Below are 12,358 nucleotides of genomic sequence, written 5' to 3'. Positions count from 1 at the left end.
GTTACCCATGTACATCGCAGCCTTTATCTACAAGCCTGGTGAACGGGATGACGAGTTCCAGCGCCTCACGGATTTGATCGACGCACTGGCGGCAAGGCTGCCGGGATACGTGGGGGCCGAGTCGTGGCGCTCGGCGGATGGGCGTTTGATCAACGCCAGTTATTACTGGCGTGATGAAGCGTCAATCCGCGCCTTTGCCAGCCACCCGACCCACCTGGAAGCCAAGCGCCTGTACCGCCGGTGGTACGGCGGCTATCACGTGGTGATTTCCAAAGTGGAGCGGGCCTACGGGGACGGAACGATCGGGCATCTGGTGCCCGCCGACCGCCACGGGCATGCGAATGCTTAACCCAGCCGTGCAGCCGCGCGTGCCACGATTTCACCTCGTGTCTTGCGCGACTCGGCGGTGCGTTTGCGGGCTTCCTCCAGCACATGCGGCGGCGCGGTTTCCGGCCGGCCTGCATTGAACGGCGGTGCCGGGGCATATTCAATCTGCAACTGCACCAGTTGCGCCGCCGCTTCGCTGTACAACTCGGCTGCCAGGGTCAGGGCAAAGTCGATCCCGGCGGTAATCCCGCCACCGGTCAACAGGTTGCCGTCACGCACCACGCGCTCCTGCACCGGGATCGCGCCCAGCGGGGCGAGCAGGTCGTGGTAGGCCCAGTGAGTGGTTGCCCGACGCCCGCGCAACAAGCCCGCTGCGCCCAGCACCAGAGAGCCGGTGCACACCGATGTCACGTAACGTGCGGTCTGGGACTGCACCTTGAGAAACGCCAGGGTTTGCTCATCTTCCATCAGCGCCCCAACCCCGGCTCCGCCGGGCACGCAGATCACATCCAGCGTCGGGCACTCGTCGTAGGTGGTGCTCGGGGTAAACACTAACCCAGTGCTGGAGGTGACCGGCGCCAGGTCCTTCCACACCAGGTGCAGTTTCACGTCCGGCAGCGATCCCAACACGTCGTAGGGGCCGGTGAGGTCCAGTTGCTGGATGCCAGGGAACAACAAAAAGCCGATCTGCAAGGTCATGGGAATACGCCTGATAAAGGGATGGACGGCTTCACTCTAGTCACCTAGGCTTTGGCGTATACGCCATTGAGCCCACGAATTACGCCAATCATGCCCAGAATCATCAACGTACTCGCGTTCCCCAATGTGCAGGTGCTCGACGTCACCGGGCCCTTGCAGGTGTTTGCTTCGGCCAATGACCTGGCACGTCAGCAGGGTTTGCCATTACCCTATGCGGTCAGTGTGATTGCCGCGCAGGCCGAGCCGGTGATGACCTCGGCGGGCCTGGCGCTGATGGCCGAGCCGCTGCCGGCCGCCGACGCGCCGTGCGACACGCTGGTGATCGCCGGCGGCTGGGGCGTATACGGCGCCGCCGAAGACTCGGCGTTGGTGGACTGGGTTCGCCAAAAAGCCACCCAGTCAAGGCGCATCGCCTCGGTGTGCACCGGCGCCTTTCTGCTGGCCGCCAGTGGTTTGCTCGACGGCCGCCGCGTGGTGACCCACTGGACCCGTTGCGAAGAACTCGCGCGCAAATACCCACAACTGACGGTGGAGGCCAATCCGATTTTCATCCAGCAGGGCAACCTGTGGACCTCGGCCGGCGTGACTGCCGGCATCGACTTGTGCCTGGCGCTGGTGGAAGAGGACCTGGGCCGCGCCGTGGCCCTGGAAGTGGCGCGGCACCTGGTGGTGTTTCTCAAGCGCCCCGGTGGGCAATCGCAGTTCAGCGTGACCTTGTCCCTGCAAAAGGGCGGCAGCCGTTTTGCAGAGTTGCACGCCTGGATCGCCGAACACCTGACCCTCGATTTGAACATCGCCACACTGGCCGCCCAGGCGGGCATGAGCGAGCGCAGTTTCGTGCGCCACTACCGCGCCGAAACCGGCCAGACGCCCGCGCGGGCGGTCGAGTTGATCCGCGTGGAGACCGCCCGCCGGCAACTGGCCGACAGCAGCGCGTCGATCAAACGTATTGCCGTGCACTGCGGCTTTGGCTGCGAAGAAACCATGCGCCGCAGCTTCCTGCGGGCGGTGTCGATCACGCCCCAGGCGTATCGCGAACGTTTTTCCTCACCCGGTTGAAGTTGAGCCTGTTTGAACGAATGGGTAAGGTTTTGTACCAAGGTGCTATGTTACTCATAGTCCATTGCGCAGTGTCTTGATCCTAGGCCTCTACGTCGCGGTTTCGACCCTTCCGGCGTACGCACACCCATGAATTCACTACCTCCTGTCCTTGTCGAATTACGCGCGGCGACCGCTGCGCTGCATCGACGCCTCGATACCCGGCTGCCGTTTTCCCGCATGGACCTGGCGCTTTATCGCGAGCTGATGGGCGCCTACTACGGTTTCTATCAACCGCTGGAGCGAGCCCTGGCGCCGTGGGGTGAAATCATCCCTGACCTGGAATGGGGGCGGCGCAGCAAAACCCCGTACTTGCAGGCTGATTTGCGGGCGCTGGGCCTGGAAAACCCGCAGATCGACGCCTTGCCGATATGCCCTGAACTGCCCGCCATCACCAACGTGGCCCAGGCCTTGGGCGCCCTCTACGTGCTGGAAGGCGCAACCCTCGGCGGCCAGGTGTTGCGGGACCTGATCGAGATCAAGATTGGCGTGGGCTCCACCAACGGCGGCGCGTTCATGAATGTGTACGGAGCGCAAACCAGCGCACTGTGGCAGCGCTTCCTTGATTGTCTTTACCCGTTGCAAACCCCGGTCGACCGTTTGGAGGCGGTGAAGGTCGCCGAGTCGACCTTCCTGTATTTCGAGCAGTGGCTTGCCCACTGTGGGGTATTGCGATGAGCCCGGTCGATACGCTGATCGACGATTGCGCCAGCGAACCCATCCATATTCCGGGCTCGATCCAGCCTCACGGGTTGTTGTTGACGCTGAGCGAGCCGGCGCTTGAGGTACTGCAAGCCAGCAGCAACCTGACCGTTGCGTTGGGCCTGGGCGCGCAGAGCGCATCGGGCCAGGCGCTGGCCAATGTGCTTGGCAGCGAGGCTGCGGCGCAGGTGAGCCATGCCCTGGCGGACCTGGACGCTGATGAAGATGAGATGCACCAACTGACGCTTGATGGCTATGCCTACGACATCCTTCTGCATCGTCATCAGGGCCTGCTGTTTCTGGAGTTGGAGCGGGCCATGACCCTTGAGCACCGCGCCGTCGGGCAACTCGCTCGCACGTTGCGCCGCTTGCAATCGGCCAAGTCGCTCGAGGGCTTGTACCAGACCAGCGTCACCGAGATTCGCAGCCTCACCGGGTATGACCGGGTCACCTTGTACCGCTTCGAGCAGGAAGGCCATGGCAAAGTCATTGGCGAGAGCCTCAGCGACGGCATGCAACCGTATCTGGGCTTGTGTTTTCCCGCGTCTGACATCCCGCCCCAAGCCCGGGAGTTGTACCGGCTGAACTGGATCCGGGTGATTCCCGACGCCGATTACCAGCCGGTGCCAATCCTGCCGGCCCTGCGCCCCGACACCGGCCAGCCCCTGGACCTCAGCTTCGCCGTATTGCGCAGCGTGTCGCCGGTGCACTGCCACTATCTGAAGAACATGGGTGTGCGTTCCTCCATGAGCATTTCGCTGCTCAAGGACGACCAGCTTTGGGGCCTGATCACCTGTGGTCATCGTGAGCCGTTGCGCGTGCCCCATGAACTGCGCACCGCCTGCACCAGCATCGGCCAGCTGTTGTCGATGCAGATCACCTTGCTCCAGGAACAGCAGGAGCGCCGCCAACAACGCGACAAGGCCGCCATGGTCGAAGCGTTGGTCTCTGCCATGACGGCGGTCCAGTGCGATGTGATGGAAAGCCTGTTGCCGCATGCGCAAACGCTGCTGGACCTGACCGCCGCCGGTGGCCTGGCGATACTGGTGGAGGAGCGCCTGCATGTGTTCGGTGTTTGCCCCACACGTGTTGAGATCCACGGGTTGTACCAATGGGTTCGCGGGCAGGGCAAAGGCGTGGTGCACAGCCATCAATTGTCTGTGGATTTCCCGCCGGCGGCGGCTTATCAGGCCCACGCCAGCGGCCTGTTGGCATTCTGTCTGCCCAAGCCAGTGGACAACGCGGTGATGTGGTTTCGTCCGGAGGTCAAGTCCACGGTGGAGTGGAGCGGCCAGCCGGTCAAACATCGGGAACCGGGCGCCACGACCTTGAGCCCGCGCCTGTCGTTTGAACTGTGGAAACAGCAGGTCGATGGCAACGCGCTGTATTGGTCGCTGTCGGAGTTGCATGCGGTGGAGAGCCTGCGGCGCAATGCCCTGGAACACGACCTCGCACGCCAGGTTCAGCGCGAACATAAAGCTGTACAGGCGCGTGATGAACTGGTGGCGGTGGTCTCCCATGACCTGCGCAGCCCGCTGACGATCCTGCTGATGCAATGCGGCATGATGCGCAGCATGGTGCCCGCCGATGACAGCAAGGCTAACCGGCGGCTCTCCTCCGCGATTGAAACCATGCAAAACGCTACTTCCCGCATGAACACGCTGTTGGAAGACTTGATCGATATCTCGCGCATCGAGGCCGGGCGCTACAGCGTTTCGCTGCAACAGCTCGATGTGGCAGCGACCCAGGAGCAGATCTGCTCGATGTGGCAGCCACTGGCGGCCGCCAAGGGTGTGGACCTGACCTGGCGCTCTGCTGCGGGGCTGTGTGTGCAGGCCGACCCGGAGCGATTGTTCCAGGTGTTTTCCAACCTGCTGGGCAACGCCCTGAAGTTCACCCCGGTGGGCGGCGTGATCGAGGTGATTGCCGAGGCGGCGGGGGACGAGGTGTTGTTTCGGGTGTGTGACAACGGCATCGGCATCCAGCCGGCGCAACTGCCGTATATCTTCGATCGCTACTGGACCTCCCGCGAGGGCAACCCCACCGGCAGTGGGCTGGGGTTGTATATTTCCCACGGCATCATCGAGGCCCACGGCGGCACTTTGTGGGCTGAAAGCGTGCTGGGGCAGGGCAGCGTGTTCAGCTTCAGAATCTCTGCTGGGGGTTGAGGTCCAGCAATTCGAAGATCGCCTCGAGGGTCGTCTGGGGCGCTTCCTGGGGAATGTTGTGGCCCACGCCGGCCAACACCTCGCGCCGATAAAATCCGCTGAAATTTTCCAGGTCGTCATCTTCAACCGGGGCCGGGCCTACGCCGTCATCGGCGCCGCACAACGAGATGCTCGGCACCGAAATCGGTGGTGGCTGCACCAGCGCCTGCTCGATGCTTTCCAGTGCCGGATCACCCGGCGCGTACATGAAGCGATGACGGTAAGAGTGGACCACCACCTCGACAAAATCCGGGTTATCAAACGAAGGTGCCGTCTTGCCATACAGGCTTGGTCCCTCGGCCCACGACGGTGACCAGAGCGCCCACAGCAACTGGCAGAACTCACGCCGGTTGGCGGTCAACCCGTCGACACCACGTTGGGTGTGAAGGTAAAACTGATACCACAGCCGATGCTCTGTTTCCGGCGCCCGAGGCTTGGCCGACGCAGCAATATCCTGAATGTTGTAGCCATCGCCCGTCACCAGGCCCCGCACCCGTTCAGGCCATAGCGCCGCAACGATACACGCCGCGCGTCCGCCCCAGTCATAGCCCACCAACGTGGCTTTATCGATGGAGAGGGCATCCATGAAATCCAGCAAATCCTTGGCCAGCGCCGCTTGTTGGCCGGAGCGCATCACCTGATCGTTGATAAAACGCGTCGGGCCATAACCCCGCAGGTACGGCACCAGAACCCGGCAGCCACGTTCGGCGATTACCGGGGCGATCTCGTCGTAGCCGCGAGGGTCATAAGGGAAACCGTGCAGCAGAATCACCACCTCGCCGCCTTCCGGGCCATGGGCTTCGTAGGCGATATCGAGCATGGGCGTGCGGATGTGAAGGGTGGGCATGGAGGCTCCGAGGGTGGAGGGAAAGTGTTGGAACTGTAGACCAAGCGGGTTACTGAGCATCGTCAGAAAGGCTGCAGTTGTTTTACTTGTCTAGACCGGCCTGGCGCAAGCCGATGCAGTTGCCCCACGGGTCGCGCACCTGGCACATCCACTCGCCGCCTTGGATTTCCATTGGCCCGCGATACAACGTGGCGCCTAACGTGACTGATGTTTCCGTCGGCGACCAGGCCGGCAGTGACGCCGAGTAATGCGTCGGCAGAGCGCCGATCAATACGCGCCTTGTGGTAACGATGATGTTTGCCCAATAACCTGTGGCGAGGGAGCTTGCTCCCGTCGGGCTGCGCAGCAGCCCCAGGTTTTGTTGACTGTGTTCTTTGAGTTAGATGGCGTTGAGCTTTTTGGGGCCGCTTCGCGACCCAGCGGGAGCAAGCTCCCTCGCCACAGGTATTGCGGTCATATTCCTTCCTTGAATATTTAGCGGTGTCGTAAACGGTGGGACCGATATACACATATCTTGTGTTTTTTGCCAAATACCCTGTGGCGAGGGAGCTTGCTCCCGTTGGGCTGCGCAGCAGCCCCAGGTTTTGTTGACTGTGTTCTTTGAGTTGGATGGCGATGAGCTTTTTGGGGCCGCTTCGCGACCCAGCGGGAGCAAGCTCCCTCGCCACAGTGAGGCGCTGACTTAAATCTCTGCGTGGGTGATGACGTGTTTGAAGTGATGCCGCCACAAATCCGCGCCCAGTTTCCCCGAGCGATCCAGTGACGAACCCACAGTCAAATCGCTGATCAGCGTTGGCTGCAAGCCAGCGTCAAACAACGCAAACCCGGCCGCCAGCACACAGGTGTCAGTCTGGATGCCACACACCAACACCCGGTCTGGCGCGAGGCTTTTCAGGTGGCTGATGGTCTCGGGCGTCGGGGCGTAGCCGTGTTTGATGAAGACATGATCGGCGGCGATCAGGCTGTCGTCGTCAGGTGCCGGTTGCCAGCCGAGTTGGCGAGCGAACGGGGTGATGCTTTCGTCGTGGCGCTCTATGGTGGCCACTGAAGGCATGCGGCCCAGCAGGGCGTTGATGCCGCCCACCAGCCAATCGGGCGGGGCGAAGGAGGGTTGTACGTCGATGATCAGCAGAACCTGGTGCATTGGAATCCTGGCAGGGATCGAAGGACCACGCATTGTGCACCGGGTACACCTCGTCTCCAAGTCTGGCTCGGTCTATGTGGGAGCTGGCTTGCCTGCGATGGCGGTGGATCAGCTCATACATCAATGACTGAGACACCGCTTTCGCAGGCAAGCCAGCTCCTACAGGGTTACTCATTTGCCTTCAGATTGTGCTCGGGTTCAAGGCTGCCAAACTGTCTTCACCCCACTCAACTTCCGGTCCAGAAACGTTGCCGCGCTGATCAGCGCCAAATGGCTCAACGCCTGTGGCGTATTGCCCAAATGCCGCGCCTGGTTATCAAACTCTTCGGCATACAACCCCAGCGGGTTCGCGTAGCGCAGCAACTGTTCAAACTCCAGATGCGCCTTCTCCACTTGCCCGGCCCGGGCCAGGCATTCCACGTACCAGAACGAGCACGCCGCAAACGCGCCTTCGGTGCCTTGCAAGCCGTCAATCTGGCTGTCGTCGTTGCGGTAGCGATAAACCATCCCATCGCGCACCAGGCTTTTCTGGATCGCTTCCAGTGTCGATAACCAGCGCGGGTCTGTTGCCGCAACGAAGCGCACCAGCGGCATCAACAGCATTGAGCCGTCCAGAGCCGTGCTGCCGATATGCTGCACAAAGTGCCCGCGTTCTTCGTTCCAGAAGTTGCTCCAGATATCCGCGTAAATCGCCTGGCGGGTCTGGTCCCAGCGGGCAAACGGCGCCGGCAGCGAGCGTTTTGACGCCAGGCGAATCGCCCGGTCCAGGGCCACCCAGCACATCAGCCGCGAATGCAGGAAGTGATGCTGCTCGCCGCGCATTTCCCAGATGCCGACGTCTTTGTGGTTCCAGGTTTCGCAGACCTGGTCGGCCACTTCCACCGTGTGTTTCCAGCCCTCGTGGGAGATGGCTTCACCGTATTTGTTGACCAGGTATACGGCGTCCATCAGCTCACCGTAGATGTCCAGTTGCACCTGGTCGTAGGCCTCGTTGCCGATGCGCACCGGTTGCGCGCCACCGTGGCCGCTGAGGTGGCTCAGCTCGGTTTCCGGCAGTTCCTGGCGGCCGTCGATGCCGTACAGAATGTTGATCTTCATCGGCTGATCGCAGCAGTCACCCACGCGGCCTTTCAACCAGCGCATGTAGCCGTTGGCTTCCTCGATAAACCCCAGGCGCATAAACGCGTAGACGGTAAACGAGGCATCGCGGATCCAGGTGTAGCGGTAGTCCCAGTTGCGCTCGCCGCCGGGGGTTTCCGGCAGGCCGAAGGTGGCAGCGGCGAGGATTGCACCGTGTTTGCGCGAGGTCAAAAGCTTCAAGGCCAGGGCCGAACGATTGACCATCTCGCGCCAGCGCCCACGGTAGTTGGATTGGGAAATCCAGCCGCGCCAGAACTTCAGGGTGCGATCCAGGCACAGGTCGGTGCAGTCGTTTTTGACTCGGGGATCTTCCAGCCCGCCGAGGACAAATTCGGCGCCTTCTTCCTGGCCCAGTTCAAAGCATGCTACGGCAGCGTCGCCATCCAGCTGCAGGGCGTGGCTGCTGGTCAGGCGCAGGCCGGGTTGGTCTGCGGCCTCAAACAACACGTCGCCGTCATCTTGAGTGGCCCGGGTCTGGGCGCGGGCGTAGTCATGACGCACTGCGCAGCGCATATGGATGCTCGCCTTGCCGCTGACCACCCGCACCCGGCGAATCAGGATCGGCAGGTCGTCAACTTCTTCACTGACGGTCAAGAAGTCAGTAATTTCCACCACCGCGTCATTACTCAACCAGCGGGTTTGCAGCACGTTGGTGTCCGGCAGGTAGATCTGTTCGCGGCGGGCCTCGGGCAAGTCCGGGGTGAGCTGGAAGATCCCGGCGGCGGGGGAGTCCAGCAACGAGCAAAAGATGGACGGGCTGTCGAACTCCGGCCAGCAGAAAAAATCGATGCTGCCCTTGTCATTCACCAGCGCCGCGCTGCGCATGTCGCCGATGATGCCGTGGGCATCGATGGCACTTTGTGGTTCGTTTTTCAGATCAACCATTGCCACGAAACTCCGGATAAAGGCTCATGCCGCCGTCAATAAACAAGGTGCTGCCCACCACGTAGTCGGAGGCATCACTGGCCAGCCACACCACCGCATTGGCGACATCTTCGACGTCACCCACGCGGCCATAGGGAATCAACTTGAGTAGCTCCACCTCGGCCGCGCCTTCGGTGGCGGCGCGGTTGATGGCCGTGCGAATCGCCCCCGGCGCAACGCCGTTGATGCGGATGCGCTGCTGGCTGACTTCCTGGGCCAGGGTGCGCATCAGCATTTCCACACCGCCCTTGGACGCGGCGTAATTCACGTGCCCGGCCCAGGGAATCACCTGATGCACCGAACTCATGTGGATAATCTTCCCGGCGGCCCGGGAAACGCCTTCGCGGATGCCCTGGCGATTGAAGATGCGCAAGGCGGCGCGGGCGCAGAGGAACTGGCCGGTGAGGTTAACGCCGATCACCGCGTTCCAGTCGTCGAGGGTCATGTCGACGGCAGCGGCGTCTTTCTGCATGCCCGAGTTGGCCACCAGAATGTCCAGGTGCCCAAACGCCTCAAGGGTTTGGGCAAACAGGCGCTCGACATCCGCCTCTTTCGACACATCGGCGCCAATTGCAATCGCCCGACCGCCGTTGGCATTGATCTGCGCCGCCAGTGCTTCAGCCGGCGCCGCCTGGGCGTTGTAGTTCAGCACCACGGCAGCTCCAGCCTCCGCCAGGGCCTTGGCGGCCCCCGCGCCGATCCCGGAACTTGCGCCGGTTACCAGCGCCACTTGTTGCTCCAACGAAATGCGCATCGCCCACCCAACCTTTTTCAGAGTGCCCAATTAGCTGACTGATGGCGTGGGCCACAAGTTCACCGGCTGTCTGGAATGCGACGATGGCTGTCTATATCTATCGTTTTTGCCACCGGATTTTTCGCTAGAATCAACGCCTGATTGATGCGAGACCTGAGCCGATGAACCGCCAAACCCGCCCCTGGCTTGAAGCCTATGCCGACAACTACCGCAACGACGACGTGGTGCATCCCCATTGCCATGCCCAGGCGCAGCTGATCCACGGGGTGTCCGGGGTGATGGTGGTCAGCACCGCCCAGGGCAGTTGGCTGGTGCCGTCCGGGCATGCGCTGTGGGTGCCGGCCGGAACCCCGCACGAGATCCGCATGGCCGGCGAAGTGCATATGCGCACGCTGTTCCTGATGCCCGAGGCCGAGCCGGGGCTGGGGCGCACCTGCCAGGTGATCGAAGTGTCGGCGTTGCTGCGGGAGCTGATCGTCGCCGCCACGCAGATTGCCGGGCACCACAGCCCGCGTTTGCAGGCCATGATCGAGTTGATCCGCATGGAACTGCTCGCCGCGCCGGTGGTGGCGATGCACGTGCCGGTGCCCGGCGAAGCACGGCTAGCCAGGCTGTGCACGCATTTCATCCGCAACCCGTCTGATGACAGCAGCCTTGAATCCTGGGCCGACAGCCTGAACATGAGCGCCCGCACCCTGAGCCGGGTGTTCCAGCGCGAGTTGGGCATGAGTTTCGGTGAATGGCGCAAGCGCGCGCGGTTGGCCTTGAGCTTGAAACTGCTGGCCCAGGGCGTGTCGATTCTAGAGGTGGCGCTGGAGCATGGTTATCAGAGCCCGAGTGCGTTCAGTGCGATGTTTCGCAAGTCGTTGGGCTATCCGCCGAGTCATTTTCGGCCGGTTTGATAACCAATGCGCTGGTTGCCGTTAGTCGCTTTTTTGAGTTCGTTGGGCTAGTGCAGAGCAATCAGCGGGATGCCGGAGGGGCCGATCCAGAGTGGTTAATCGGGAAAGAGGGGCCAGAAAATCACGGTTTAACTCGTTTAGTACCTGTTAGAAATGACAGTAGTAAATATCTCGTTTGTGCGGCATTAGTAAACGCAGCGGCAAGCAGGATGAGTCCTAAAAGTTATTTTCAGGGAAGGATCGAAGATGAATCATCTACATGGATTTTTACTGGTCAGCGGTCTCTCGATTGTGGGTTTGGGGGGCGTCCAGGCCGCGACATGGGTTGCGTTTTCATCGTCGGCAGGTGCCCAGTGCACGCCGGCGAGTATCAATAACAGTGGTATGACCGTCGGCAACTGTACGCCCGCCAGCACCACCGCCAATAATGTACCTTGGGTCGGAGATGGCGCTGCCCACGGTGCTCAATCACCCTTGGCGACGCTGGTCAGTGGGCAGCCTTGCTCGGTATGGGGGCTTGCGCATTCGGGGCAAGCAGTGGGGGATTGCTCGGATGCCAACAATGCCTCCTTTGCAGTCGTGTGGAGCTCGGTGTCTCCAACCACCACACCGCTCAAGCTGGATTCTTTGCCTGCCACACTTCTGATTCCCCTGCTTCGCCCCAAGGACGTTGACACCACAGGCACTGCTATCAACGGCCAAGGCGATGTTGTCGGGTCAAGTTTTAACGCGAGCCGCCAAGGCACTGTGGTGTTTTACCCAGCAGGTACAGGTGCGCCGCAGCGTGTATCGGATTGGGGAGACGGCTGTGCCGCCGTCGATGTAAATCTGCCGGCATCAGGCAATCTCATGATCGCGCTCAACTGTCCCAATAGTGCCGGGAATTCTACTGCGAAAGTCGCTGAAAAGACCGGGGCGGCTTTCAGCGTGACCTCGCTGGCGCTGCCAACGGGGGCCAGTTACTGCACTGTTTCCCAAACGAATAACGCATCGCAGTTCATCGGTACGTGTATTTATCCCAACTCGGCGACCAACGTCGCTAAAAGTGCCTATTGGAGCAGCAACACAGCGGCGCCTTTGGTGCTGACGCTATCAACGGGGTCAAGGAACACCGCCGTCGGCATTAATCAGGCTGGGTTGGCTCTGGTTGTTCAAACGACAATCGAGGGGCGTAGACAGTACATTGCCTGGCAGCCGTCGACCTTGCCGTTGCCGATTGTTCAGTTCATCCCGCTACCCACTGGAAGTGTATGGGGAGACGCAGGGGCAATAGCCGGTGGAAGCCGGGTCACGTTGAACGCTGTCACTCCCAGTCAATACATCACGGGTTGCACGTGGGCACCGTCGGCTGGAAGCGTTTGTGTGCCCACTATAGGCGGAGGGAGCAACAGCCAAGTGGCTGTCATCTCTGAAAATGGCAGCTATATGGCGGGTATGGTGCTGGACGCTGCGCAAACTGTGATCAGCGTCACGACCACATTACCTTGAGCAAAAGAGTAAGGAGGATTGGGCAATGAACATCAGGAAAATGATCATGTGCATGGTGTGTGCTTCGATAGCGGTCGGGGCCGTGCCGAGCAGCGTAGCAATATCAAAACTATCCAATCACGCTAA

Annotated in this window: 12 protein-coding genes; 6 read left to right on the top strand and 6 right to left on the bottom strand. The window is 61.3% G+C overall.

Going from position 1 to position 12,358, the window contains the following annotated elements; genetic code table 11:
* The first annotated feature begins 7 nt into the window (after positions 1 to 7).
* Positions 8 to 349 (top strand): antibiotic biosynthesis monooxygenase family protein, encoded by a 342-nt coding sequence (locus tag ACA046_RS22485; protein WP_093207817.1) that lies wholly within the window; start codon positions 8 to 10, stop codon positions 347 to 349.
* Here ACA046_RS22485 and inhA read toward each other — a convergent pair.
* Positions 346 to 1,026, bottom strand: coding sequence for an isonitrile hydratase (inhA, locus tag ACA046_RS22480; RefSeq protein ID WP_497675005.1), 681 nt, complete (start codon positions 1,024 to 1,026; stop codon positions 346 to 348). The two genes, ACA046_RS22485 and inhA, sit on opposite strands and share 4 nt — an antisense overlap.
* 90 nt (positions 1,027 to 1,116) lie before the next feature.
* Here inhA and ACA046_RS22475 point away from each other — a divergent pair, with 90 nt between their 5' ends.
* The 3 genes from ACA046_RS22475 (at position 1,117) to ACA046_RS22465 (ending at position 4,994) form a co-directional block, all read left to right on the top strand.
* Entirely contained in the window at positions 1,117 to 2,085 is a 969-nt protein-coding gene (locus ACA046_RS22475; RefSeq protein ID WP_497675004.1) for a GlxA family transcriptional regulator, read from the top strand.
* Between the two features lie 129 nt (positions 2,086 to 2,214).
* A complete protein-coding gene (locus ACA046_RS22470; protein WP_497675003.1) occupies positions 2,215 to 2,802 on the top strand; it encodes a biliverdin-producing heme oxygenase in 588 nt (195 codons plus the stop codon).
* Complete coding sequence (locus ACA046_RS22465) at positions 2,799 to 4,994, top strand: ATP-binding protein (RefSeq protein ID WP_497675002.1); 2,196 nt, start codon at positions 2,799 to 2,801, stop codon at positions 4,992 to 4,994. Before ACA046_RS22470 ends, ACA046_RS22465 begins: the two co-directional genes overlap by 4 nt.
* Here ACA046_RS22465 and ACA046_RS22460 read toward each other — a convergent pair.
* From ACA046_RS22460 to ACA046_RS22440, 5 genes are all read right to left on the bottom strand, one after another.
* Entirely contained in the window at positions 4,972 to 5,880 is a 909-nt protein-coding gene (locus ACA046_RS22460) for an alpha/beta fold hydrolase (protein ID WP_459022557.1), read from the bottom strand. The genes ACA046_RS22465 and ACA046_RS22460 overlap by 23 nt on opposite strands.
* 82 nt (positions 5,881 to 5,962) lie before the next feature.
* Positions 5,963 to 6,151, bottom strand: coding sequence for a VOC family protein (locus ACA046_RS22455; RefSeq protein WP_497675001.1), 189 nt, complete (start codon positions 6,149 to 6,151; stop codon positions 5,963 to 5,965).
* A 411-nt stretch (positions 6,152 to 6,562) separates the two neighbouring features.
* Positions 6,563 to 7,024 carry a cysteine hydrolase family protein gene (locus ACA046_RS22450; RefSeq protein ID WP_497675000.1) on the bottom strand — a complete coding sequence of 154 codons (462 nt, stop codon included), beginning with the start codon at positions 7,022 to 7,024 and terminating at the stop codon, positions 6,563 to 6,565.
* Positions 7,025 to 7,222: 198 nt separating this feature from the next.
* Positions 7,223 to 9,049: a glycoside hydrolase family 15 protein gene (locus tag ACA046_RS22445; protein WP_497674999.1), complete on the bottom strand. Its 1,827-nt coding sequence runs from the start codon at positions 9,047 to 9,049 to the stop codon at positions 7,223 to 7,225.
* The gene (locus tag ACA046_RS22440) at positions 9,042 to 9,842 is read right to left on the bottom strand and encodes a glucose 1-dehydrogenase (protein ID WP_010166680.1); all 801 of its coding nucleotides are present in this window, start codon (positions 9,840 to 9,842) and stop codon (positions 9,042 to 9,044) included. Before ACA046_RS22440 ends, ACA046_RS22445 begins: the two co-directional genes overlap by 8 nt.
* 161 nt (positions 9,843 to 10,003) lie before the next feature.
* Between ACA046_RS22440 and ACA046_RS22435 the strand changes: the two genes are divergently transcribed.
* A complete protein-coding gene (locus ACA046_RS22435) occupies positions 10,004 to 10,744 on the top strand; it encodes an AraC family transcriptional regulator (protein WP_497674998.1) in 741 nt (246 codons plus the stop codon).
* A gap of 246 nt (positions 10,745 to 10,990) precedes the next feature.
* A complete protein-coding gene (locus ACA046_RS22430; RefSeq protein WP_497674997.1) occupies positions 10,991 to 12,232 on the top strand; it encodes a hypothetical protein in 1,242 nt (413 codons plus the stop codon).
* The last annotated feature ends 126 nt before the right edge of the window (positions 12,233 to 12,358 follow it).

This window comes from Pseudomonas sp. LBUM1641 (genome assembly GCF_059716235.1).
This window is presented reverse-complemented; position numbering and strand designations above follow the sequence as displayed.

Coding starts and splice junctions, on each gene's coding strand:
- ACA046_RS22435 (WP_497674998.1), top strand. CDS start 10,004: ATGAACCGCCAAACCCGCCCCTGGCTTGAAGCCTATGCCGACAACTAC.
- ACA046_RS22465 (WP_497675002.1), top strand. CDS start 2,799: ATGAGCCCGGTCGATACGCTGATCGACGATTGCGCCAGCGAACCCATC.
- ACA046_RS22440 (WP_010166680.1), bottom strand. CDS start 9,842: ATGCGCATTTCGTTGGAGCAACAAGTGGCGCTGGTAACCGGCGCAAGT.
- ACA046_RS22460 (WP_459022557.1), bottom strand. CDS start 5,880: ATGCCCACCCTTCACATCCGCACGCCCATGCTCGATATCGCCTACGAA.
- inhA (WP_497675005.1), bottom strand. CDS start 1,026: ATGACCTTGCAGATCGGCTTTTTGTTGTTCCCTGGCATCCAGCAACTG.
- ACA046_RS22475 (WP_497675004.1), top strand. CDS start 1,117: ATGCCCAGAATCATCAACGTACTCGCGTTCCCCAATGTGCAGGTGCTC.
- ACA046_RS22445 (WP_497674999.1), bottom strand. CDS start 9,049: ATGGTTGATCTGAAAAACGAACCACAAAGTGCCATCGATGCCCACGGC.
- ACA046_RS22470 (WP_497675003.1), top strand. CDS start 2,215: ATGAATTCACTACCTCCTGTCCTTGTCGAATTACGCGCGGCGACCGCT.
- ACA046_RS22450 (WP_497675000.1), bottom strand. CDS start 7,024: ATGCACCAGGTTCTGCTGATCATCGACGTACAACCCTCCTTCGCCCCG.
- ACA046_RS22485 (WP_093207817.1), top strand. CDS start 8: ATGTACATCGCAGCCTTTATCTACAAGCCTGGTGAACGGGATGACGAG.
- ACA046_RS22430 (WP_497674997.1), top strand. CDS start 10,991: ATGAATCATCTACATGGATTTTTACTGGTCAGCGGTCTCTCGATTGTG.